This window comes from Roseospira visakhapatnamensis, from assembly GCF_014197915.1.
In the GTDB taxonomy this organism is placed as follows: Bacteria; Pseudomonadota; Alphaproteobacteria; order Rhodospirillales; family Rhodospirillaceae; genus Rhodospira; species Rhodospira visakhapatnamensis.
The window spans coordinates 1-23,135 of sequence record NZ_JACIGK010000038.1 but is presented as its reverse complement, the minus strand read 5'-3'; the positions used below and the strand labels follow the sequence as shown (position 1 = coordinate 23,135).

24 protein-coding genes and 1 pseudogene are annotated in these 23,135 nt (G+C 66.3%); 17 read left to right on the top strand and 8 right to left on the bottom strand.

Going from position 1 to position 23,135, the window contains the following annotated elements; all coding sequences use genetic code 11:
• The 7 genes from GGD89_RS17685 to GGD89_RS17655 all read left to right on the top strand — a co-directional run.
• Window positions 1-147 (top strand): transposase (locus tag GGD89_RS17685; protein ID WP_184048173.1); only part of this gene is annotated, 147 nt, incomplete at its 5' end.
• Window positions 144-2,213: a ParB/RepB/Spo0J family partition protein gene (locus tag GGD89_RS17680; protein WP_221238545.1), complete on the top strand. Its 2,070-nt coding sequence runs from the start codon at window positions 144-146 to the stop codon at window positions 2,211-2,213. The genes GGD89_RS17685 and GGD89_RS17680, both read left to right, overlap by 4 nt.
• A 72-nt stretch (window positions 2,214-2,285) precedes the next feature.
• The gene (locus tag GGD89_RS17675; protein WP_184048170.1) at window positions 2,286-3,281 is read left to right on the top strand and encodes a DUF7146 domain-containing protein; all 996 of its coding nucleotides are present in this window, start codon (window positions 2,286-2,288) and stop codon (window positions 3,279-3,281) included.
• A gap of 209 nt (window positions 3,282-3,490) precedes the next feature.
• On the top strand, window positions 3,491-4,432 hold the full coding sequence (locus GGD89_RS17670; protein ID WP_246423203.1) for a DUF2493 domain-containing protein: 942 nt from the start codon (window positions 3,491-3,493) through the stop codon (window positions 4,430-4,432).
• Window positions 4,433-4,724: 292 nt separating this feature from the next.
• Window positions 4,725-4,964: a hypothetical protein gene (locus GGD89_RS17665; RefSeq protein WP_184048164.1), complete on the top strand. Its 240-nt coding sequence runs from the start codon at window positions 4,725-4,727 to the stop codon at window positions 4,962-4,964.
• Between the two features lie 13 nt (window positions 4,965-4,977).
• Window positions 4,978-5,211: a hypothetical protein gene (locus tag GGD89_RS17660; RefSeq protein WP_184048162.1), complete on the top strand. Its 234-nt coding sequence runs from the start codon at window positions 4,978-4,980 to the stop codon at window positions 5,209-5,211.
• Between the two features lie 55 nt (window positions 5,212-5,266).
• Window positions 5,267-6,481, top strand: a complete 1,215-nt coding sequence (locus GGD89_RS17655) for a tyrosine-type recombinase/integrase (RefSeq protein WP_184048160.1) — start codon at window positions 5,267-5,269, stop codon at window positions 6,479-6,481.
• 318 nt (window positions 6,482-6,799) lie between these two features.
• On the opposite strand, the gene GGD89_RS17650 is transcribed toward GGD89_RS17655, so the two are convergent.
• From GGD89_RS17650 to GGD89_RS17640, 3 genes are all read right to left on the bottom strand, one after another.
• Window positions 6,800-8,011 (bottom strand): hypothetical protein, encoded by a 1,212-nt coding sequence (locus tag GGD89_RS17650; RefSeq protein WP_184048157.1) that lies wholly within the window; start codon window positions 8,009-8,011, stop codon window positions 6,800-6,802.
• A gap of 95 nt (window positions 8,012-8,106) precedes the next feature.
• The gene (locus tag GGD89_RS17645; protein WP_184048154.1) at window positions 8,107-8,325 is read right to left on the bottom strand and encodes a hypothetical protein; all 219 of its coding nucleotides are present in this window, start codon (window positions 8,323-8,325) and stop codon (window positions 8,107-8,109) included.
• A gap of 153 nt (window positions 8,326-8,478) precedes the next feature.
• The gene (locus GGD89_RS17640; protein ID WP_184048151.1) at window positions 8,479-9,132 is read right to left on the bottom strand and encodes a hypothetical protein; all 654 of its coding nucleotides are present in this window, start codon (window positions 9,130-9,132) and stop codon (window positions 8,479-8,481) included.
• A 205-nt stretch (window positions 9,133-9,337) separates the two neighbouring features.
• Here GGD89_RS17640 and GGD89_RS17635 point away from each other — a divergent pair, with 205 nt between their 5' ends.
• Entirely contained in the window at window positions 9,338-10,690 is a 1,353-nt protein-coding gene (locus tag GGD89_RS17635; protein ID WP_184048149.1) for a hypothetical protein, read from the top strand.
• A 227-nt stretch (window positions 10,691-10,917) separates the two neighbouring features.
• On the opposite strand, the gene GGD89_RS17630 is transcribed toward GGD89_RS17635, so the two are convergent.
• Genes GGD89_RS17630 through GGD89_RS17620 form a run of 3 tightly spaced genes read right to left on the bottom strand, consistent with a single transcriptional unit; the run spans window position 10,918 to window position 13,045 of the window.
• A complete protein-coding gene (locus GGD89_RS17630; protein ID WP_184048146.1) occupies window positions 10,918-11,175 on the bottom strand; it encodes a hypothetical protein in 258 nt (85 codons plus the stop codon).
• Between the two features lie 55 nt (window positions 11,176-11,230).
• Complete coding sequence (locus tag GGD89_RS17625) at window positions 11,231-11,419, bottom strand: type II toxin-antitoxin system ParD family antitoxin (RefSeq protein ID WP_184048143.1); 189 nt, start codon at window positions 11,417-11,419, stop codon at window positions 11,231-11,233.
• Between the two features lie 57 nt (window positions 11,420-11,476).
• Window positions 11,477-13,045 (bottom strand): type IV secretory system conjugative DNA transfer family protein, encoded by a 1,569-nt coding sequence (locus tag GGD89_RS17620; RefSeq protein ID WP_184048140.1) that lies wholly within the window; start codon window positions 13,043-13,045, stop codon window positions 11,477-11,479.
• Window positions 13,046-13,377: 332 nt separating this feature from the next.
• Between GGD89_RS17620 and GGD89_RS17615 the strand changes: the two genes are divergently transcribed.
• Window positions 13,378-13,518, top strand: coding sequence for a hypothetical protein (locus tag GGD89_RS17615; protein ID WP_184048137.1), 141 nt, complete (start codon window positions 13,378-13,380; stop codon window positions 13,516-13,518).
• Between the two features lie 16 nt (window positions 13,519-13,534).
• On the opposite strand, the gene GGD89_RS17610 is transcribed toward GGD89_RS17615, so the two are convergent.
• The gene (locus GGD89_RS17610) at window positions 13,535-14,131 is read right to left on the bottom strand and encodes a recombinase family protein (RefSeq protein WP_184048133.1); all 597 of its coding nucleotides are present in this window, start codon (window positions 14,129-14,131) and stop codon (window positions 13,535-13,537) included.
• A 270-nt stretch (window positions 14,132-14,401) separates the two neighbouring features.
• On the opposite strand from GGD89_RS17610, the gene GGD89_RS17605 reads away from it, so the two are divergent.
• The 4 genes from GGD89_RS17605 (at window position 14,402) to GGD89_RS17590 (ending at window position 17,536) form a co-directional block, all read left to right on the top strand.
• Window positions 14,402-14,677: a hypothetical protein gene (locus tag GGD89_RS17605; RefSeq protein WP_184048130.1), complete on the top strand. Its 276-nt coding sequence runs from the start codon at window positions 14,402-14,404 to the stop codon at window positions 14,675-14,677.
• 2 nt (window positions 14,678-14,679) lie between these two features.
• Window positions 14,680-15,429, top strand: a complete 750-nt coding sequence (locus GGD89_RS17600) for a hypothetical protein (RefSeq protein ID WP_184048127.1) — start codon at window positions 14,680-14,682, stop codon at window positions 15,427-15,429.
• Window positions 15,430-15,589: 160 nt separating this feature from the next.
• Window positions 15,590-16,735, top strand: a complete 1,146-nt coding sequence (locus GGD89_RS17595; RefSeq protein WP_221238544.1) for an ATP-binding protein — start codon at window positions 15,590-15,592, stop codon at window positions 16,733-16,735.
• Window positions 16,736-17,257: 522 nt separating this feature from the next.
• Window positions 17,258-17,536, top strand: coding sequence for a hypothetical protein (locus tag GGD89_RS17590; protein ID WP_184048121.1), 279 nt, complete (start codon window positions 17,258-17,260; stop codon window positions 17,534-17,536).
• Between the two features lie 55 nt (window positions 17,537-17,591).
• Here the strand turns inward: GGD89_RS17590 and GGD89_RS17585 are convergent, their stop codons facing one another.
• The gene (locus GGD89_RS17585; RefSeq protein WP_221238543.1) at window positions 17,592-18,308 is read right to left on the bottom strand and encodes a sprT domain-containing protein; all 717 of its coding nucleotides are present in this window, start codon (window positions 18,306-18,308) and stop codon (window positions 17,592-17,594) included.
• 632 nt (window positions 18,309-18,940) lie between these two features.
• Between GGD89_RS17585 and GGD89_RS17580 the strand changes: the two genes are divergently transcribed.
• From GGD89_RS17580 to GGD89_RS17565, 4 genes and pseudogenes are all read left to right on the top strand, one after another.
• Entirely contained in the window at window positions 18,941-19,297 is a 357-nt protein-coding gene (locus GGD89_RS17580; protein ID WP_184048118.1) for a hypothetical protein, read from the top strand.
• Window positions 19,294-21,285 carry a relaxase/mobilization nuclease domain-containing protein gene (locus GGD89_RS17575; RefSeq protein ID WP_184048114.1) on the top strand — a complete coding sequence of 664 codons (1,992 nt, stop codon included), beginning with the start codon at window positions 19,294-19,296 and terminating at the stop codon, window positions 21,283-21,285. The genes GGD89_RS17580 and GGD89_RS17575 overlap by 4 nt, the downstream gene beginning before the upstream one ends.
• Window positions 21,286-21,392: 107 nt before the next feature.
• Complete coding sequence (locus tag GGD89_RS17570; RefSeq protein ID WP_184048111.1) at window positions 21,393-22,523, top strand: hypothetical protein; 1,131 nt, start codon at window positions 21,393-21,395, stop codon at window positions 22,521-22,523.
• Window positions 22,524-22,644: 121 nt separating this feature from the next.
• Window positions 22,645-23,135: pseudogene (locus GGD89_RS17565) on the top strand (hypothetical protein); the annotation flags it as partial.

Below are 23,135 nucleotides of genomic sequence, written 5' to 3'. Positions count from 1 at the left end.
GAGATCAAGCGCCGGACCAAGAAGGTCCGCGTCTTTCCCAACGAGGCCTCGCTGCTGCGCCTCGTCACCGCCGTCCTCGCCGAGATCGACGAGGATTGGGCCACCACAGACCGCGTCTACATCAACATGGAAAACCGGGATGACTGACGGACCTCAGGCCGAATTTCCATCCTTCAGGTTGCTCAATCCTCAGTCCGGTCCGGGACATTCCCTTCAACAAACTGGTTCTGTCCCAGAGTAACGTCCGCAAGGTCAAGGGCGGGCAGTCCATCGCCGATCTGGCCGAGGACATCGCCCGGCGCGGGCTGTTGCAATCGCTGGCGGTCCGGCCGGTCCTGACCGAAGACGGCGCCGAGACCGGCACGTTCGAGGTGCCGGTGGGCGGGCGGCGCTTTCGGGCGCTGGAATTGCTGGTGAAGAAGAAACGCCTGCCGAGAACCGCGCCCATCCCCTGCATCGTGCACGCGGACGGAGCGGCCGAGGAAGACTCCCTGGCCGAGAACGTCCACCGCGAAGCGCTGCATCCGCTCGACCAGTTCCGGGCTTTCCAGGCCCTGCGGGACAAGGGCCTGAGCGAGGAAGACATCGCCGCGCGGTTCTTCGTGACGCCCGCCGTGGTGCGCCAGCGCCTGCGGCTTGCCGGCGTCTCGCCGCGATTGCTGGAGCTGTACGCCGAAGGTGAGATGGCGCTCGACGATTTGATGGCCTTCACGGTGAGCGGCGATCATGCCCGTCAGGAACAGGTCTGGGATCTCGTCTCGCAGAACAGTTGGAACCGCCACCCGGCGGTGATCCGCCGCCTTTTGACGGAGACGGCGATCCGGGCTGACGACCGCCGGGCGCGGTTTGTCGGCGCTGAGGCCTACGCGGACGCCGGCGGCACCATCCTGCGTGACCTGTTCAGCGAGGACGGCGGTGGCTGGTTCGAGGACATGGCGCTTTTGGAGCGTCTGGTGGCCGAGGCCCTGAACACTGCCGCCGAACAGGTTCGCGCGGAAGGCTGGCTCTGGGTCGAAGCCGCGCTGGATTTCCCGTACGGGCATACGCACGGCCTGCGCCGGCTTGCCGGTGAGGCCGTCGACCTGACGGAGGAGGAGATTGCGGCCCGCCGCGACTTGCAGGCGGAGCTTGAAAAGCTGCTGGGGTCGTATCCGGAACCCACCGAACTGCCCGACGACGTGGACGCCCGCGTCGGCGAGATCGAGGCCGCCCTTGAGGTGTTCGAGACCCGGCCCGTTCGGTTCGATCCCGGGGAGATGACCCGCGCCGGGGTGTTCGTCTCCATCGACATGGACGGCCAGGTTCGGATCGAGCGCGGCTTCATTCGTCCGGAGGACGACGTGGTTTCCGAGACATCGGACACCGATGGCGACACGGTCGCTGACGGCGATGCGCCGGACAGTCCGGCCGCCGATCCGTCTGTCCCCGCCAATGATCCGGGGACGTCGGAGCCCGGCGAGGACCCGGCGAAGCCCCTGTCGGATCGGCTCATCGCCGAACTGACGGCGCACCGGACGCTGGCCCTGCGCGAAGCGCTCGGGCGTGCGCCGGAGACGGCGTTCCTCGCCGTGCTGCACGCGCTGTGCCTGTCCGCCTTCCGCGCCGGCGCGGCGGACACCAGCCTGGAGATCACGGGGCGGTCGGCGCCCCTGACCATCCAGGGGTCGGGCTTGCGCGAGAGCGCGGCTGCCCGGGCGCTGGAGGCGCGGTACACGGATTGGGCGGCGCGCCTGCCCGGCGATCCGGCGGGTCTGTGGGCGTTTCTCGAAGGTCTGGCGGACGAGGAGCGCATGGCCCTGCTGGCGCATTGCGCGGCGCGCACCGTCAACGCCGTCGTCGAGCCGTGGAAACGCAGTCCCGGGCGCATCCGTCATGCCGATGTGCTGGCGCGGGCGGTGTCGCTCGACATGGATGCGGCGGGCTGGTCGCCCACGGCGGACACGTATCTCGGGCGCGTGACCAAGGCGCGCATCCTCGAAGCCGTGCGCGAGGCCAAGGGCGAACGCGCGGCGGCGCGGATCGAGCACCTGCGCAAGACCGACATGGCCGAGGAGGCGGCCCGCCTGCTGGCGGGCACCGGCTGGCTGCCTGAGCCCTTGCGCATGCCGGATCTCGAAACGCCGGACGACGCAGACCCACGTGCCGACGAGACCAATCCCCCGCACGAGAACAGTCCTCCACACGAGGAATGGCTCGACGAAGCCGCCGAATAATCGGACGGCGGTTTTGCCCACCTCACGGCCCGGCGCATGCGCCGGGCCTTTTTCTGACGCGGAGGAACGATCATGAAAGCCGACGAGATTGCCCGTGCCCTGGCCGAACGCGCCGAGGCCGTCTGCCGGGCCTATCTGCCCGCCGGCCGGCGTCAGGGCGCGTACTGGCATGTGGGCAATGTCCACGGCCACCCCGGTCAGAGCCTCTACGTCCGCCTGACCGGACCCCAGGCGGGGCACTGGACCGATGCCGCCACGTCTGAATACGGCGACCTGCTGGATCTGATCGCCGCCAACCGGGGCCTGGACTTCTGGGGCGCGGTCGAAGAGGCCCACATCTTTCTTCGCCAGCCGTGGCCGGCCCCTTCGCCGACCCCGCACGAGGGCTCGGACACCCGCGCCGCCGCGCGGCGGCTCTTCGCGGCCTCAAAACCGATGGCCGGCACCCTTGCCGAGCGCTATCTGGCCGGGCGCGGGATCGTCCTGCCCCGGCCGGAGCCCGCCTTGCGCTTCCACCCGCGCGCCTGGTGCCGCACCACACCGGACGCCTCGCCCGAGAGCCGGCCCGCGCTGATCGCCGCCGTCACGGACGCCGACGGCACGGTCACCGGCGTGCAGCGGACCTTCCTGGATCCGGTCAGCGTCGGCAAGGCCTCGATCGCGACACCGCGCCGGGCGTTGGGGCACTTGCGCGGCAACGCGGTGCGGTTCGGCGCGTCCGGTCCCGCACTGGTCGCGGGCGAGGGGATCGAGACCGTCTTGACCCTGCGCATGCTGTTGCCCGGCTTGCCCATGGTCGCGGCCTTGTCCGCCGCGCACCTGGGGGCCTTCGAACCGCTGTCGACATTGACCCGGCTCTACGTGGCCATCGAGCCCGATCCTGCCGGAGAATCTGCCTTCGCGCGTCTCGCCGACCGGGCCGGCGCGCGCGGAATCGCTGTGCGTCCGCTGCTGAGCCGGCATGCCGATCTGAACGCGGATCTGCTGGCCCTGGGTCCTGACGTCACTGCCGCGCAGGTTCGCCGGCAACTGGACCCGGCTGATCGGGACAGGACTCGGGCTGCCTGATCCTCTGTTCGGGGCAACAAAGGCCCCGCCGACGGCCTTTCCAGAGGGGGCTCTGCCGGAGGCCGTCCGGCGCCGCAAGGCCGCGTTCCGCGTCCTCCTCCACTGCGTTTCGGCCCGTTCGGGTGCGGCACCGGCCTCGGGGCCTCCGGCGGTCGATCCCCGGAAAGGCCGCGATGGGCGCGGCCACAAGCCCAGACCCGAGGATCATCATGACCAACCCGAACATCTTTCCCTTCGATACCGAGCCCCAGCCCGCCGTATCGCCAACCGCGCACCTGCTGGAGGAACTGCAGACCCACGGCATCCGTCCGTTCCAGGACGAACCCGATCCCCGTCCGCTTCCGGACGACGAGGACGCCCAGACCGCAATCGCGGGCGCGCTCGAAACCCTCTCCGACCTGTTCACGGACACCCGGCTGGAAGACGACCTGGCCGACATTCTGTGGTCCTGCGTCAACGTGTTCCATCGACGCGTAGCCGCCCTTGACCGCGACCTGGACGGCAACGAACAGGCCCAGCGGCGGAGCCAGCGCGAGCAGGACGGCTCCGAGGTCCGATCCGTCGAGTTGGAACGCCTGACCGGCGAGGGGCTGGGGCTGATCGAACGCCGCAACGCTTTCGAAGCCTGCCGGGAACACGCCGCCGCCGCCTTCGAGGCCCTGACCGGAAGACCGTGGCGGCCCCGGTCCGGATCGCGGGTGAATCGTCAGGCCATGACCGCCGCCGTCATCGACAGCCGCGACTTCATCAACGCCCGCCGCCGGGCCGAGACCGAAACCCTGCTGCCGGCCGGTCCCCGGATTGCCTTCGCGGGCGGGCTGGACTGCAACGACCACGGCGCCATCTGGACCGCGCTCGACAAGGCCCGGGCGCGCCATCCCGACATGGTGCTCCTGCACGGCGGATTGCCCAAGGGGGCCGAGCGCATCGCCGCCTGTTGGGCCGACAAACGCGGCGTGGCGCAGGTGGTGTTCAAGCCCGACTGGACCGCGCACGGTAAGGCCGCTCCGTTCCGGCGCAACGATCGCCTGCTGGAGGCCGTGCCTCTTGGTGTCATCGTCTTCCCCGGCTCCGGCATCACCGACAATCTGGCCGACAAGGCCCGCCGCATGGGCATCCCCGTCTGGCGGTGCCGGGAGGGCGGGGCATAACGCCCCGCCGCATCGCGGCCGGGTTAATCCGGCCGCGCCCGACGACCCGCCCCGCGTGACACCGTTTTGCCCTGTTGCGGCCCGCCCTGGTTCGTTGCGCTCCGCTGCGCCCTGCGGTTGCGATCGCATGCAACGCCAAAAAGACTGAAGAAGTAGAAGCCAGAATATCGAGTCCCGCCCGCCCACCCGAATCAAGTACTTAGAAGGAAATACTAAAATATTTTTAAGTTTTTCGTAATGCTTATGATTGTATAATGGAATTTATGTATAATGATTGAAAGGATAATCCGTCATGAAGATTAGAGTGAAAGGAGAGATGAGCATGCCCGCTTTGCGGCAGGCTCTCTTCGAACAGCTTTATGCCTTGGAAGAAGATCACTTTGTCCGCCACTGCCGCGAGGTCAGTCTCTTTCTGACCCCGACCAACGGCTTTGGCGAGCCCATCGTGGCGAGGACGGAGTGCGGCGCCGCGCTCGACGCCGTCTACAGCGATGGTCCGTATCTCAGCGCCGCCGCTGAGTTCCGTCTGTAGGGAGGGCACGGCCATGATGAAACCGACCTACCTTGGCCTCGACCAAGCCCGTGACGTGCTCTCCGAGATGGGGATCGAATTCAATGACCGGCAAATCCGTCGCGCCGCCGAGAAGAACGCGGCCGGCAAGCGTAAGCTTCCATTCTTCGTCGACCCAATCGACGGGCGGCTGAAGATCGAAAAAGATGTGCTGATTCGAGCGTATATGGAAGCGCAGAACAGAGCCCGACGAGAGCTAGACCTTTAGAACGGGCTTACTTACTTATTGATTGCCCGAAACCCATGTTCTATTATTGTTCGCTATGTCCGATATTCGCAGGAGAGAAGGCAGTAAAGGCGTCACCTATCAGGTCCGTTACCCCAGCGCGGCCGCCAAGACCGGCTATGCCTACAAAACCTTCCGCACCATGAAGGAAGCCCGGGCGTTTCGTGACAAACACGTCGTCACCCCGGGATCCGCACCGCTGGACACCAGCATTCGCACTCTCACCCAGGCCATCAACCTTTGGTTGGATATCTGCGAGAAAGAAGGCCGAGATGGTCGCGATCCCGTAACAGCCTACACGCTGGCGACTTACCGCCGGCGCGCGGAAATCATGAAAGATTACCCCTGGCAGAAGACCTTGGGGGATTTGCAAACACCCGATGTCGTCGCCTTCCGTTCATGGCTTCTGCGCACCTACAGCCGGGATCTTGCGCGCAAAACACTGACCTCTTTTCATGCCGTCATTAAGGAAATGGCCATGCGCGGGCACATTGCCAGCAACGTGGCGGCCAGTGTCGCGATCCGGGCCGAGTCTCGATATGACGAGCCGATCGTCATCCCGACACCCGAGGAGGTTGCCCGCCTGCTGGCCGCCGCCGACCGGCTGGCCAATTCGACGAACAGGCAGACGGCCCGCACGTGGCAGCGTTACCGTCCGATCCTGTATCTGGCGGCCGATACCGGCATGCGCCCTCAGGAATATCTCGTCGTCGCCAGGAAAGGGCTCGTGGAGGGAGGCATCCATGTCACCCGTGCGCTGGAACGCGGCAGCCGGAAAATCTCGGTGACCAAAACACCGGCGGGTCGACGGTTCATTGATCTCAGCCCGGAGACCTATGACATGGTCCGGCACTACGCCGATCATCATGCCATCGAGAACAAGTACGATCTGGTGTTTCTCACGGACACCGGCAAATGGCTGGATACGGACAACTGGCGCAAACGGGGGTTCTACAAGGCCTGCATCGAGGCCGGACTGGTGGACGAGGCTACGGACGAGGACGGAAAAGCCATCCTCACGCCCCGGTTCAGCCCCTACGACCTGCGCCACTTCTACGCATCCATGCTCATCGAGCAGCGCGTCAACTTCAAGCGTATGCAGAAGCTGATGGGGCACGAGGACGTCAAGACGACCCTGAACGTTTACGGCCATCTGATCGAGAAAGTGGAGCGCTCGTCAGAAGAGCGTTTTGGCATGCTTTCCAGATTACCGAGAAATTCATGTGGCAATTCTGTGGCGGATACTGTGTAACCCGCAGAAATGAGCCATATTTTTCAGGCCTGTCACGCCGGAGGTCGCGGGTTCAAGTCCCGTCTCTCGCGCCATTTTAAAATCAATCGCTTAGCGGAATATTCCGGAAAGAAACGGGCCGAATTCGGCGAGATTTGCCACAACAGCCGGCCCGCTTTAAACCGCAGACATCCGCCATTCTCCGTTTTGCTCTTTTTGGCCTTGTGGCAAGTTTGTGGCGCGTTTTCTTCCGTGTCCATTTGCGAATCGGCCCCTCCGGCGAAGATCCGGAAGAGCCGTTTGCGATTGCCGGGACGCCCGCCCTCACGTCCCCGCCTCTCATTTCGACGGCGTTTTCGGAATCTGCCGGCCCAGCAGTTCGTCCATCGCCGCGCGGGCGCGCCGCACTTCCCGGATGGTCATGTCCACGCCCTTGTCCCGGTCATCCGTCTGTGTCTTCGGATGCAGCGCCCGGCGCAGCACACTCAGGAACAGGATCAACAGCACCGGCATCAGATCCAGCGCCACGCCCCCGGCCCAATACGGCACGAGCTGGCCGGCTTGATCCCAAACGGCCCGAACGGTGCTGGTGCGCCGGTACAGTGGCACGTCCGGCATGCTTGTCTCGCTCATCCTGCCCGCCGCATCGGCAATCGGCCCGGCGATGGAGGCCTTGATGGACTCGACCTTGCCCAGTGCCGAGGATTGGGCTCTTGCAATGGCCTGCGATCGTGCGGACGGTTCCATGGACACGGCCGGGCCGCCGATCCGTTCCATGTCCCGGGCCACGGTGCCCGCCAGGTCCATGGTCCCCATCGCCACAAGGGCGCTTCGCAGGCGATCGGCTTCGCTCGCGAAGTCGTTCAGGCGCTGGCCCAGGGGCGCTTGCGAGTCCGCCATGGCCCGCATGGCCGCCAGATGGTCACGAGCCCGGCCGGCCAGGGCCTCCGCTTCCGCCAGACCCTCGTCCAGCGTACCGGCCACGCCCGCCATCTGGCCCGCCGAGGCTGTCAGGGCGGCATGCACGCTCCCCCGGCCGGAAAACCCGGAAATCGCTCCGTGCGCGGCTTCGGCCTCCGCCCAGCCGTGCAGGTCCCGGGCGCCCTGCGTCAGACTGCCGCGAAGCGCCGCGGTGGTGCTCAGACGCCGGGCGAAGGCGTCGTGCGCGGTCTCGAATCGGGTGATCGTCCGGTGCAGTTCGATCTTTTGCACCTCCGCGCCGGCCAGCGCCATCACGTTCAGCCAGGACGAGGTCGCCACAATGGCGCATGCCCCCAGCACCAGAACGGCAAAGGCCCGCAGCCAGTCACGCCAGTTCGTCATGGCGGGCACGATGTTCATGGCGTGTCGCCAGAACAGGTACGTCATGGCCGCCACGCCCAGGGCGTAGACCATGGAGGCGAGGCGGTCCATCACCCCGCCCCCGTCCGAGGCCAGAACCACGCTGGCACCCCGGAAGGTGTAGAACGCCGTTGCCGCCATGAGGAACAGCAACAGCCCGGCCGTCAGCCGTTCCGTGAGCTCGATATAGGCGCGGTACGAGGAATACATCCGGATTTCCTGGTTCGCCCCCTTGTCTGGATCGGTTCCGGTTTCTTTCGGCCCGGCCGGTGCCGTCCGCGCCCGGGGTTTTTCGATCACCGCATTCATCGCATACCTCCCGCCTCGTCGAAGCCGACCAGAACCTGAAGCGCCAACACCGCCATCACCGCCGCCGCGAGCAGGCTCGCCCAGTGCTTTTCCAGAAAGGCCTGGCCGCCGCCCGCCGACCGGGTCACAGCGCGGGCCGCTTCACGGCCCGCCCGGCTCGTGGCCTTGAATCCGCCGATGGTGTAGCCGGTGATGATCCCGAGAATACCCAGCATGGTTTTCCTCCTCTTTCGGTGGTGCGGGGCAAGCGGCCCTGCTGGTCTCGACTATGGCACCGGCCCGCCGGGCGAATTCCTCGCGGCGGGACTCGGGCACGCAGACCGCGCGGCCGCCCCGGGGATCTGAAAGAGGGATCTCAAAGAGGACCCTCAAAGGTCGTCGCTTTGGCTGTATTGATTCTCCGGCCCGTGCAGGGCCGCGTTTTCGATGCCCGGCCCGGTGGCCGCGAAGCAGCCGTTGAGCCGGTCCAGGAGCGTGCGCGCCCGCACCTCGCCGTGGATCGTAGCCAGCACCACCGCTTCATGGCCGTAGCGCATGACCAGGTGGAAGGCTTCGCGCAGGTGCCTGGCGGGTTCCTCCCGGCACAGCATCGCCCGGCGCAGCTTCCAGTGCGGGTGCAGTTCGAATCCGATGGGCACGGTGCGCCCGTAGCGCCGTTCGCCCAGCCAACCGAGGACAGTGACCGTCTCCGGGGTGATTTCGATCACCGTGGCGCTGGCCAGCAGGATCCTCATCGCCATCCAGAACGGCCAGGCCCCCAGGACCATGCCCGCGAAGATCAACAGGGTCAGTTCGTCCTTCCGGTCCGGCGGCCCGGCATCCAGCATCACGACCGTCGCGAGGACGCCGCCCCAGATCCAGACGGTCACAAGAACGTCCGCCGCGGGCGCTGCCAGGGGCGTATGGTAGAACGGCACGATCCGGTAACCGCGCGCCGCTCCGCCAGAGCCGCCCGGCACGCGAAACCGCACCGTGCCGGGCCAGCCTCGCATGGCAAGTTCGTATGGACTGCAGTCGCGCATTGTCTCATTCTCCCGGTTGCCGTGGGTTGAAGAGGGCGTCCGATGCCCGCATCAGCGCCACCTTAGCCCCGCCGGGCAGCGCCATTTCCTCGCGCCCGTTTAGAAACGCCACTGACCGGGAACCCGCACAGGCTCAAAGCGTCCCATGACCGCCGCTCATCCCGACCGCGCGCTCAAACCCATCGACGTGCCGGCCACGCCGCTGATGGCCGCGTTCCTGTCCACCGAACTGGCCGCACGGAAGGTTGCGCTCGGGAAAAAGACGGGCCGCAAGGTCTCCATGGCGCGCCTGCTGCACGAGGTCGCTCTCACCGTCGACCTCGACCCGATGATTTCGGAGGAAACCCTCCGCCGCTTTGTTGTCTTCGAGGAGGAACAGGCCCCCAGGCCCGGCACGCTCGCCGCCATCGCCGCCTATCTGGTGGCCGTGCAGGGCATCACGCGCGCGGATCTGGACGCGGTGGCCGCCGCCGATCCGGCCCGGCTGGGCGTGCTCCGGCCCATGGAGCCCCGCGCCAATGCCGAGGCATTCGCGAAGGAACTGGCGGGCGAATATCGCGGCTATCGCTTGAGCGCCGACCGCCTGGTCGAAACCCGGCTGACGCTGGCCTTCGACAGCGACGCCCGGCGCATCGACGCCGCCCACCGGGTTCGCGCCTATGCCGTGAGCGCCCCGGAACAGGTGCCCGGCCGCACGTTATGCCTGCACCCGGCGCGGTTCGAGGCCATCGCCGGGTTCACCCGGAACCCGCCCGTGGTCACCGCCGTGCAGTATGGCGGTCTGTTCGCGGACATCGACCTGGCGTTCGCCGTTGGCCTTGCGCGCGGGCAGGAAGCCGGCACGCTCTTGAGCTTCGACCGGATCCTCTTCCACGAGGATATGCCCCACGCTCTGACCGGCCGGCGGTCCGGCCGCTGGAAAAGCGGAGACCTCGAAGACCTGGATCTGCCCGGCCGGGCAACACGCGAGGAGAGCGGGGACGAGGAAAACGTCGCCGATCCGCTGGCGGGGCTGTTTGATGCAGGGCCGGAGGACATCGCCCTGTTCCGCCGCGCGCCGCATGTGCGGGTCAAGCGCCACGGGTCCCGCCCAAACGAGGACAGGCGCGAGGAAAAACCCGAAGACAAGCCCGGACCCGGCGCGCTCGGTTTCGCGCCGCTGGCCGACGCGGATATCGACGATGAGATGCTGGACGCCATCGAACGCGCGATCGATCGCAACGCCGAAGAGTGCGCCCGCGTGCGTGCGTATTTCGCCGGTCGTGCCGATCCGAGCGAAAAGCTCGCCACGGCCATCGACAGCTTTCAGGTTGAGGAGGGCGTGAAGACCATAGAGGCCGGCGCGGATATCAACGCCCGCCACCCGCGCACCGGTGAGCCGCTCATCTTCGCCGCCGCGTCATGGTCCATGGCCAGCCTCATCCGCGCCATGCTGGCCACCGGCAAGCTGGACCTGAGCGTCCGGGATGGCCGGAGCAAGCCGCCCAGCCGCCGCGTGGCCGATCCCGACCTGTTCGCGGAACTCTGCGCGGCAGAGCTGGAGCAGCGGGACGATTAGCCGTAAATATTGGTAGGGACTCTGCATTCCGCCGCGCAGAAGGTTTCAAGATCGGGTTGCTCTGCCGGTGAAAACAGACAGGCTCACCGCTCCCGCGCGGGGACGTGGTCCCGGACAGCGCTGCCCTCGTTAAAATACTCCACCCGCTGGAGGATCATGGGCCGGTGTCCGTCCCACCGGATCGTTTCGCATCCGGCGAAGGAGGGATGAGGAGGAATCGAAGTTCGTCAATGACCGGGCGGTGGGTCGCTCAGATCCAGTCGGCGCTCGATCCGCGCAACTCTCTCCCGGAGTTCGCCAAATTCGTCACGATGATCTGCGTACATCTGGTGCAGAACGGCCATATCGTTGCGAAAACCCGCTAGCTGACGGTCGACGCTGTTCAGGCGCCTTTCAACGCGACCAAAGCGCTCGTCCATTCCATTCAGCGTTCCACGAATATCTCGCAAATGGTCCAGTATCAATTCATAAGGATCATCAACCATAAATTCATTATACGGTGAAAGAAACAAAAATGCACGGCATTATTGAGCCTGTTTGTCATGAACGAGGTTCTTGCCGTGCCGGTGATTTTTCCCGATTTCTCTTCCCTTCGAGGAAAGCGTCAAAGTCGAAGGGGGTCGAGGGACCGCTGGCCTCGCCTTCGGCGAGGGCAGCGCGCAGGGCAGCCAGCCGGATCTTACTGTTTTTACGACAATTTGAACCAGGGTGACCTGCGAAGCTGTTCATCTTTTTTACCTCATGGCGATAATCTTACAATAATGGCAGCGTCAGGACCAGCATCGCTTACCTGCCTTCCCGCGTTGCGAAGTGCGGCCGGACCGAGCTGGCCTCGTCGAAATACTCGACCCGCTGGAGGATCATGGGCCGGTGCCCGCCCCAAAGCACCATTTGCCGGCGGGCCGGATCGTCGCGGGAAAAGGCCCGTTCGATCTCGTCCGCGCTCATCAGTGGATGCAGTTCCGGGCCGTGGGACAGGCCCGTGCGCCCGCCTTCCACGCCCTTGCTGTCCACGTCCGAGGACCGGCCGACGATGACCGGAGTCCGGCCCAGCTTTTTCGACAGCACCTCGCAGGTCGTGGTGTCCACCAGCCCGAAGGCCTGCCAGAGTCCGGCATTCGCGGCGAACGACTCCCAGCGCTTGCCGTACAGGTCGACGCCCTGATTCCAGTCCTGCAGGATGACCCAGAGCTTGAGCCTGAACCCGGCGACCTGACCGATGGCGTGTTCGAGCTGCTTCATTCGGCCCAGAACCGGGAACTCGTCCAGGCAGACCAGCATCGGTGGCGCACCCGGCCGAGCCGGTACGGTTTCGGCCATGTCCAGCACCTGATTGAGCAGCACCCGCAGCCAGCGGCTGAACGGGACCATCGCCCCGGCGGGCAGGCACATATAAATGGTTACCCCCTCCGGCGCGGCCTTCAGCGTCGACAGGTCCACGTCATGGCCGCTCAGCACCTCCCGCAGCGCGGGCGCACCCAGAAGGCGCGTGTGCCGCCGCGCGGTCGAAAGCACGGAGTCCATCTCGTTCGGGCTCTTGTCGTAGAAATCCCGCGCCCCGGCCTCGATGGCTTCGGCCAGGTCTTCATTGCCCCCCGCGCGCAGGCCGTCGGCATGGTCCAGCAGCTCTTCCAGCAGCCCGAAACGCTCGGGATCGCGCGGGGCGGCGAGCTTGGCCCGGGTGAGCAACCGGCGCACCGTGATCAGCGAGCGTTCCGGCCCCGTATAGGCCGGTGCCGTGGCCACCAGCAGGATCAGCGTGGTGATGAACGCGCCCGCGCTTTCGTCCCAGTGTGGATCCTTCTCCTGCCCCGTGGTCTGCACGAGGCCGTCGGTGATGCGTTCGGCGTCCTGCACCAGCGTGGGGCTGTCCGCCAGCAGAACGGAAAGCGGATTGTACGCCGCCCGGAACCGCACGGCCCGTCCCTCCACCCGTTGAAACGGATCGAGAATATACACCTTCTGTCCCATGGCGGCACGGATCGCGGCCGTGCGGCTGGCCAGCTCGCCCTTCGGGTCGATGACCAGCGCCGAGCCGCGCCAGAAATACAGGTTCGCGGTGACGGTGACCGACTTGCCCGCGCGCGTTCCGCCGAGGATCAGCGCGTGGCGCGGATCGTCGATGCCGATCAACTGGCCGCCCAACCGCCCGACCAGCAGCCTGCCGCCCGGATTGGCCGGATCGTACTGCAGGGCAGGGGCGTCGAGGATTTTCCGCCACGGCGCCCAGTGCGCTTCGGGCGTGCGGTGCTGGCGCGGGGCGACATGGGCCAGACCGCGCAGCACGCCCCGGCTCAGGCTCTGAACGAGGGTGTCGGGATCGGGCGCGGATGCACGTTCGCGGGACAGACCCATGGCGGCCTCCATGACGGCGGGGAACATTCGATCCCGTCATTATGGTCCGACCTCGCGGGGCGGATTCCTCGCGCCCGGGCATGAACACAGGGGTATTCACAGAAACAACTTGAAGGAGTTCCCTCGATTCTTCAGTATAGTGCAACGACAATTTGCACCGGGTCTACAAGCCCGACTATGGCAAGTGTCGGTTGTCGCCTTCGGTCCTTGGACCGGGAGGCGCCAGCGTATGTTCAGGGCTCCAATCTTTGAATGGGGGCCTAAAGGCTGTCGCACCGTGTCATAGTGCGGTTTGTAGCTCCCGGTTCACCAACGGACTGGAGGAAAAACATATGCCTGGATTACACGATGACGTGCCGGCCGCGCTATCTCGCGACGAAGCCTTGAACACCTTGACGGACATCACGCTTACCCTGGAACGGATGATCACGGTGCTGGACGCCATCTACGACAACATCTATTACGAACGCTGACCATCCACCGGCAACGTCACCGCTGGGGCCGCCTGGTGCGCCGGATCGACCGGGTCAGCGTCCAGGGGGCCACACCGTACCGTTCGGCGAGCGCCTTGACGGTGGCCGCCCCGGTTTCCAGCTCCGCCAAGATTGCGGCCACCTGATCGTCGGTCAGCTTGGGCGGGCGGCCCAGGCGCACGCCCCGGCGGCGCGCCGCATCCAACCCTTCGCGGGTGCGCCGGGCCAGGGTCTGGCGCTCGAATTCTCCGACCGCCGCCATGATGGTGTACATCAGCATCCCCTCCGGGCGGGACGTATCCAGGCGCATGCGGACGATATCGAGGGCGATGCCCTTCTGTTCCAGAGTCTCCGAGACCGTCAGGGCGTCCCGTGTCGATCGGAACGCCCGGTCGAGGTCCCAGACCACCAGCGTGTCTCCGGGGGTGAGCCGTGCGACAACCGCATCGAAGACGGGCCGCACGTCCTTGACCGCCGACAGGATCTCGACGTGCAACTCATCGCATAGGTCCGTCAGGCCGTCGATCTGCCGGTCCGGCCGCTGTTCGGCCGTGGACACCCTCAGATAGCCGATCCGGCGACCGGCAGCTTGCCCTTGGTTCTCAAAATCCATTGCCGTTTCAATATGAAGCCGTGCTCGGGCCGGTGCGGTCCCGGTCACACAATCGACCGTTTCCGTTGCGTCTGTCCGCGTCCCGTCATGGCCCTCGTTCCCCTCTGAATTCAAGCAAAAAACTCAATGCTCCAATATAGAATACCACATCTGAAAAACATATGGAAATTTCAACGAAAACGGTCGAATTCGAGGTGGAGTAAGTCAAGAACGACTGCCTGTTTCGCGCTGGGCGGTGCTGTGTTTTGTCTCGGATTTTCTGTCCCTGACGTGGCAGTCGCCGACACGGAGCTGACGGCCGGTGTGGTCTTGCAGCGCATGAACACCACCCAGAGGTTCTCGTTTATCGCCGGGATCGTGGAGGGGCTCTCTTATGCGCGCTACCTGCGAGACGGTAAGGATCCGGCCGGAATGGCCTGTATCAACACATGGTTCTATGACGACACGAAAGGGGCCATTGAGCAGGTATACACGGCATTCGGAACCTTCCCGGACCATCCGCCGGCAGCGGTGATGTTCGTTCTTCTGAACCAGGTGTGTGAGTGAATATGGGCGAGATCACAACATGTGACGGAAAGGAGCAGTTTTCCAAGGCGGCGTTCATCGGCGACGCCCTCAAGCGGCGCCTTGCCGAACACCATCGCCAGGAGCAGGCACGCCTCCACCGGAAGCGGAAAGCCCGGCGGGAAGACGCCCGCGAACAGGACGATGACTTCGCTGTGGCCCAGGCCGTGATCCTCGCGACCACCGAGCAGATCGCGGCCTTCAGCGCGGCATTGGACGCGTACGATGCCGCGGTCGTGGACGCGCTCCTCGAAAACGAAGAAGCCCTCAACGCCGCACGGCAGGCGCGCGAAGAAATCCTTATGCAGGCACACGTCTTGCCCGATGGGCGTCGGGTCTTCAGAACCGAGGACGGTCTGCACGTTTTCGATGAGCATGGTGTCGACGTGACGGCGGAGGTGTCCCCGGAGGAGATCGACCCGTCGCGGCCGACCTGGGAAAAGTTCGAAGAGGCTGACCGGAGCGTGAACGACCTGGAGTCCGAACGGCAGGACCTTCTGGACTTCCAGGATCGTGTGGACGAGGCCCGCGAACGGCTCGGCGAGGGCGGGCTGACGACCGACGATCTCGATGATATGCGGGAGGCTTTGGAAGCCGACATGCCCGAGGCCGTCCGCATACGGATCGATCCCGACGCGCCCGCCCCGGACGGCCCCGACCCGGTGCCCAAGGAGCAATCCCTCGACCTCGACGCCATGGGCCAGGACCTCGCCGCGCTAACCTCCGGCCTGTAGCCTGATGCGACCGCCTAACGCTGGCGAACCCGATCAGGCCAATTAACCTTGTAAATCCGGCGAGGAGCGCCGGATTTACAAGGTTAATTATCGGACTTTTTCGGTTATCCTTGCAAATCCGGCACGTTGTGCCATAATTCCAAGGATGATACCGCGCCGATTGACCGATACGCTGCTCGCCCGGCTGGACCAGTTTCCGGCCGTGGCCCTGCTTGGCCCCCGACAGGTCGGCAAGACGACCCTGGCCGAGTGGATCGCCGACCAGCGCGAGAGCGTGTATCTCGATCTGGAATCCCCGCCCGACCGCGAGAGGCTCGACGATCCCGTCTATTACCTCTCCGGCCACGCGGACAAGCTCGTCATCCTCGACGAGGTCCAGCGCATGCCGGAGCTGTTCCAGACCCTGCGCGGCCTGATCGACCGGGGGCGGCGCAAGGGCCAAAAGGCCGGGCGGTTCCTGCTGTTGGGATCGGCCTCGATCGACCTGCTGCGCCAGTCCGGCGAGAGCCTCGCGGGCCGTATCGCCTATGTGGACCTCAACCCGCTCGACGTGCTGGAGGTCGGTCCGGCGGAGCGCGACCGGCTCTGGGTGCGCGGCGGCTTTCCCGACAGTTTCCTCGCCGACAGCGACGCGGCCAGCATGGTCTGGCGCGAGGCCTTCATCCGCACCTATCTGCAGCGCGACATCCCGCAACTTGGTCCGCGCATCCCCGCCGAAACGCTGCGGCGTTTCTGGACCATGCTCGCCCATGATCAGGGTGGTTTGCTGAACGCCGCGCATCTGGGGCGAGGCCTCGCGGTCGACGGCAAGAGCGTTGCCCGCTATCTCGACCTGCTGGTCGATCTGCTGCTGGTGCGTCGTCTGCCGCCCTGTCACGCCAATGTCGGCAAGCGCCTGGTGCGCTCGCCCAAGGTCTATGTCCGGGATTCCGGCATCGTCCACCGGCTGCTGGGACTCGGTGACCGCGACGCCGTGCTCGGCCACCCGGTCGCGGGCGGAAGCTGGGAAGGCTTCGTCATCGAAAACCTGCTGGGCGCGGTGCCGGAGGGCACGGAGGCGAGTTTCTACCGCACCGCCGCCGGGGCGGAGATCGACCTCGTGCTCGATCTGCCCGGCGGAAAGCGGTGGGCCGTCGAGATCAAACGCGGCCTGACCCCGAAGCCGGAGCGCGGTTTTCACCATGCCTGTGAGGACCTGAAACCCGACCGGGCGTTCATCGTGTATTCGGGCGATGACGACTATCGGAAATCAGGCGGGCTCACCGTGATCGGCCTGAAAGGGCTTTGCGAACGCTTGCAGGGGTAGGGTCTGGCGCGCCGGCAGGCCACCGCCGCCGTGCCTGGTCCGCACCTGACCGAACCAGCCGCCATGCTGATCCGGGCGCTGGACCGTGCGGTGGGCGATGTCGCCCGGGCGATGGCCGGCGGTCCCTGACCCCGGATCGCAGGGGGGCACCGCGCCGGGCGCGGGTTTTCACCGGCCGCAGACGGGATGGGCGCGCACCGGTTTGCCGGTGAACAGTCGTGCCTTGCCCCGCGCGTTGCGTTTGTCGGCGCCGGCGTTCGGTTGGTCACCGCACGGCCCTCCCGCTTTTCGGTTGCCGGAGGCCGAGGACCACTCCAGCCATCCTTGCCCCATGCCGATAGCCGCCGGCCGGGACTGCCTCCGGCGGCGGGTCAATGGCCTGCCCGCGCCGGCCCCCGCCTGCGGGCCGAAGCCCTTGGCGGAGGCCCGTGTTGGCCATGACCCGGTCCCGAACCTGCGGCGAACCGGCGGCCAAGGCTGGAATGGTCCGGCCCGTCATCAAAATCGAAAAGGAGACCCGTTATGACCACCAAGACGAACACAGCCACCGACGCCGTCAACGCCCCGCAGGCCCAGGGCCAAACACAGGACACCGGCAACCCCCGCAGCCCGAACCCGCCGGACTACGTGGTTAAAAAGCGCAACGGTCGCGGAGAAAACGCCACATGGGACCGGCTCGGGGTGGCCTGGCGGAATCAGAACGGCGCGCTCTACCTGCGCTTCCACGGCACCCAGGTTCTGAGCGGCGGCGTGTCGCTCTATCCGGTGGACAAGACCCAGCCCGGCGCGGCGGGGGCATGAGCCCCCGCACACCCACCGGCCCCTGTTCCGGCTTCATTCCGGGGCAGGGGCCGGATCATGGTTCCATGTCCATCACTACGTAGTCGTCGCCGCACACCAGCGAGGCCCCATGCTTCGCCCGCGCGATGGCCCCGCAGGCCGGGCAGACATACTTGAACCAGCGCCCGCTCTTCGGAACGGCGGGCTCGTCATCGTCCGCCCCTTCGCCGGCGCGGGGCAGCGCTTTCTCGCGCGCGGCCCAGGGGATGGTAAAGCCCATGTCCAGAAGCGCCGCCACCGCGTCGGCGAAGGCACCGCCCGGGATCAGCATCTGGCCCATGCGCTCGCCCGTGGCCTTGCCGCCCGGCTCGCTGGTCGCAGTCGGCTGGAGCCCGATGGACACCATCTTCGCCGCCCATTCCCTGTTGTGATAGCCGCCCCGGCCGGGCGTCCCGAAAGCCCGTTGCCAGAGATGGACCATGTCATGGGCGAGCTGAGCGAGGGGCTCCGCTGGCGGCCGGTCGCGGAACCGCGCCGGGGTCATGGTGATCTCGTCGGCGACCACCCCGTCGGCGCGTTCGAACGATCCAGCTCGGAAACACCCCGGCGACCGTCCGCGCCGTGTCAGGGTTACGAGCGCGTTCGGCAGGTCTCCGCCGAACAGGTGCGTGTTCAGATGATCGAAGGCCGTTTGCAGGGCGGCGAAAGTTTCCGCCGTCGGCGCCATCTCCGCCGCATCCGTCCGGCGCAGCGGCACCACCGTCCGCGCGCGTCTCGATTCTGGAATGTCCATTCCATCGCCGCTCCCGCCGGTGAGGTCCGAAGACCATCCTTGCACCGACCGGGAGCGCGATTCCTCGCGTCGGTCCCGGTTTTGGAGTGTCCATTCCAACGCTGTTCCAATCGGTGGGGGCCGCAGGCCTTCTTCGTACCGGCCAGGCGCCCGGGATCCTCGTGCCGCGCATCTCCGGTCCACGCCATTCCGGTCCGGCGGGGTCTGGACAAGACGAAAGGGCGAACTGCACCGCCTCGATCCGCCTGAATCCGGGAGGAACCGGGCGGCTCTGAACGGGCCTCGTGGATTTGGTGGTTCAGATATTCCGGTGTAGAATGAAAGGGTTATGGTGCAACAGGCCAATAGAGAGGAACACAAGGTGTGCGTGGTCATACCACGCGCACCTTGCCGGGGGGACGTCCCGTCCCCCGCGGACCCCCCTCGGTCATCCCTAAACCTCGTCCGCCCCTGTTGGACGGTCTCGGTAAGGGATGGATGTGGCCGGTTCGGGGCATCGAACCCCGACCCGGCCAGCGCACCGGTCCGCCGGTGCATCACGGCCAGGGGGCTTTCGCGCCCCCTGGACCCCGCCCGGACGGTTGGCGGTCGCGGCGAGGAATCCCGCGCGCGGACCCCGATAGCATGGAGGCATGACGGACAGACCCGCACCGCATAGGCGTTCCGCGCCGATCACCTTCCGCCTGCCCCCGGACATGCGCGAAGAGTTCAACGCGCGTGTCGCCGCCTCAGGCCTGTCCGCCGGCGCCTTCATCAAGCACGCCATTTTCGGCACCCCGCCGCCGCGCCGGGCGCGCCGTCCCGCCGTGGAGACCGCCGACCTGGTTCGGCTGCTTGCGCGCGCGGCGGAGGTGGCGGACCGTCTCGAGGCCATCGAACGGCTGGCCGCCGAGGGGGCCCAGGATGTTCGCGCCCCCCTCGAACAGGTCGCCGCTCATCTGGCGGAGATCCGGGCGGCGCTGTTCAAGGCGCTGGGACGGGCGCCATGATCCCCTTCGCCAGCCAGCGCGCGAACGGCCAGGACCTGGCCACCCATCTCCAGAACGCCCAGGACAACGAGCGGGTCGACCTGGCCCATGTGCGCGGGGCCATCGCGCGCGACCTGCACGGCGCCTTCGCCGAATGGGAGGTGCAGGCCCATGCGCTCACCCGCTGTCAAAAGTATCTCTACAGCCTGTCCGTCAATCCCGACCCGCGCCAGGGGCCGCTGACGCGCGCGCAATACTTCGATTACATCGGCCGCGCCGAGGACCGCCTCGGGCTCGCTGGCCAGCCCCGCGCCGTCGTGTTCCACGTCAAGGACGGGCGCGAGCATTGCCATGTCGTCTGGTCCCGGATCGACGCCGAGAAGGGCAGGGCGGTGCAGCTTTCCTTCGACAAGGAAAAGCTCATGGCCGTGACGCGCGAATTCGCGCGCGAACACGGCCTGACCCTCCCCAAAGGCTACGACCGGGACCGCGACCGTGAAGCCGAAACCGAGCGTGGCCCGCGCCAAGCCAGCCTTTACGAGCAGCACCAGCAAAACCTCAGCGGCCTCACGCAGGACCAGCGCAGGACCGCCGTCACCGATGCCTGGCGCGGGGCGGACAGCCCGCAGGCCTTCGTCGCCGCGCTTTCCCAGCACGGCTATATCCTGGCCACCGGCAAGCGGCCCTATGTGCTGGTGGACCTGGATGGGAACATGAACGCCCTGCCCAAGCTGATCGCCGACAAGCAGGTCCGCACCAAGGACATCCGCGCCTTCCTCGGCACCGCCTATCCGCCCGAAAGCCTGCCGAGCGTCGAAGAAGCCCGCACGCTGGCCGCCGAGAAGACGGCGGCCCTGTGCAACGCGAAGGACGACCGGGGTCGGGAAGCCATCCGTGAACCGGAAGACCGCAAGGACCGGTTCGCTGAAATGCAGCGCCGTCAGGCCGTGCGAAGGAAGGAGGCCGAGGAAAGCCGCGAGCGCCTGCGCGTCCGGCAGGAAACCGAGAAGCAGCGGCAGGAACGGCGGCATGCCGGCGAGCGCAAATCCCTGAAGGCCGCCTATCTGATCCGTACCCGGGACATCCGCGCGCAGCGTGCAGCGAACGCTCCGCGCGGGCTGGCCGCGTTCCTCGGACGCGTCACCGGCGTGGAGGCGATCCGCGAGCGCGTCCATCGCTATCAGGACTGGAAGCGCTATCAGGCCTATGAGGTCCGCGCCGAAGATGTCGCCGAACGCCAGCGCCGGGAGAAGTTGGACCTCACCCGCCGCCACGAAATGCAGGCCCTCGACATGGCCCGGACCATCCGTAACCTCGACAAGCTGGACGCCCGCGAGCGCCGGTCCTTGCAGGCTGGGCTGGAACGCCAGCGGCGCGAGGCCGCGCGGCAGGTTATGCCCTATGTCCCCGCCCTGACCCTGGAGTTGAAACCCCCCGGCCGACCGGCGAGGGTGGTCAAGGCGATGACCCGGCACCGCCACGGTCCGGCCCGGGCCGTTACCGATCTCGATGAAAAGCACGCCCTGAAAGAACGCCTCGACCTGAACCGGGATTTCGACGCCGCCGCCCAAGGCCTGACCCTGCCGCCGCGCCGCCTGCGCCAGCAGGCCCCCGGGATCGCCCATTACGAGCGTCCGCGCGGCGGGCGTGGACAGTATGCCCCCGCCGGTCCCGTGCCGCCGGGCGGGCGCGTGGTCATGACCCGGCCCGTGGATCCGCGCCAGGGCCATCCCGACGCCCGGCCCCAGCCGGCCTTCGACATCGCCGAGGACTTCGAGCGCGCCGCCGAAGGCCTGCCGCCCCGCCGGCGTCGCGGCGAGGATCGCGGCCAGCCCGACATCGCCCGCGCCTTCAAGGCCGCCGCCGAAGGGCAAAGCCGCGAAACCGGCGGCGAGGACGCTCGCGCGCCCACCGCCGAACAGAACCGAGACCGGGAGCGCGCCGCCCGGCCGCGCAATCCTGACCGGCCCCACCGCCCCCGCAATGACGATCCCAGCCGTGACCGGTAGGCGAAAGCCGACACGTTTAAGGATGATCGCGCCCGGCCATGCGCGCCATACTGCCCCGCGTTTCTCCTCCCACCGTACTCGCGAAACCGTCCGGGGAGCCGCCGGTCGTGTCGACCCATCACCCTGGATCAGATGAGGACCGGCGGCTCTTCGCGGACTTCGTCAAGCGGGAGACCAAACACCCGGCCGCACCCGACCAGCCGTCCGGCCCGCACGCCATCAAGGCCGACATCATGCGCATCAGCCTGGAGAGCATGCGCGATCATCTGGCCCTGGCTACGGGAGCCCGCCGCGCCGACGGTCAGACCTTCCGGGCCTATCCGGCCTATGTGGACTCCGTAAAGATCAACGCCATCGCCGGCGCCGAGTCCGGTCTGCATCTTCTGGGCGTGTATGTCGGGCTGGCCGCCGCCTGTTACGAACTGGCCAACTTCTGTTTCGCGCAAGGCTCGCTGTTCCCGGACATCGGCGATCCGTCCGCCGAGGCCTCGCCCGCGCCGCTGCCCGGCACCGTGCCCGGATTCTGGATGCGCGGGGCAGGCAAGCGCCTCGACAACGCCGCGTTCACCGCGCGCGGCCGGGCCTACATCCCGCGCGATTCGGCCCGTGAGCATGCCGCACTGCTGCTGGCCATCCTCATGCTTCGCGCGGTCTGGTTCCATGAAATGGCCCATGGCCTGAACGGGCATGCCGGCTGGGCGCGGCGCGTCCATGGCCTGACCTGCCTGCACGAGGTGGGCCATCCCGACACCGCGCGCCGCGATATCCCTGAAGCCCACCTTCTGGAATACGAGGCGGACCAGAGCGCCCTCATGATGGTCTGCCGGGTTCAAATCGGCGAGGCCGAGAACATCACCGGCCTGCTGGCCATGCCGCTGGCCCGGCGGCTCCATCTGACGCTGTTCGCCGCCTATCTCGTGACTTTGATCCTGACCGAATGGGCGCGGCTGTTCCCGTTCATGGTGAACGCGGCATCCCACCCCCCGGCGATCCATCGCCTCACCAACCAAGTCCGTACCGTGGCCAGCAATATCCTGCCGCTCTCCCCGGCGGTCAAAGCAGCCAACACTGCGGCGTTCGACGACCTGCGAAAGCTGTCGGCCATTGTCCCCGTGTTTCCCACCGTCGACACCGTGGTGACCGATCCTGACGCATCGGCGTTGCACGATATCCTCAACAGGGCACAGGATGGGTTGGAGCAACTTAGAGGCCACACTATGTCGTTTCGGTATCATTGATGCGCGAAAACCAAGTAGCGGCTGTTCAGCATCGATGGTTGCGCGTCGATTGCGTACGTAGTAGTTCTATGACAACATATAAGGAAATTGGTTCTCTTTTTGTCTGCCAAGGTTGCACAAAATGAACTTTTTTGAACAACCCATCATCAACTCACCCTACGCGTACCCGGCACAACACTGGGAACTCGATGAAAGCGGGCAGCCCACAAACACCATCTTGCCTCAGCGTCGGCGATCCGAACTCATCACCCCGGTGCCGAAGCCGAAAAAGCAAAAAAAGAAACCCGGTCAGAAGGAGATGGTGTTCGGCGACGCCGACGGTCTTTCGTCGGAAGACCAGGAATACAACCCAACGCCGATTATCAATCAGATCCGGTCATACGTTGACGAATGGCGACACCTGAAGAACCCCAACGATTGGAACGTGACGCCGGAGACGGCCCGGCTTCTCCAGCATTGGCGCCACCATAATTTCCACAGCATTCGTCCGTTTTTCTGTCAGGTCGAGGCGGTCGAGAGGCTGTGTAACCTGATGTCTGGAAATTTTGTTCGTGGGGGCGCACCTGCGTGCCCATCCGTGGGGCGAGCCCCACGGATGGGCTACCCTCCATT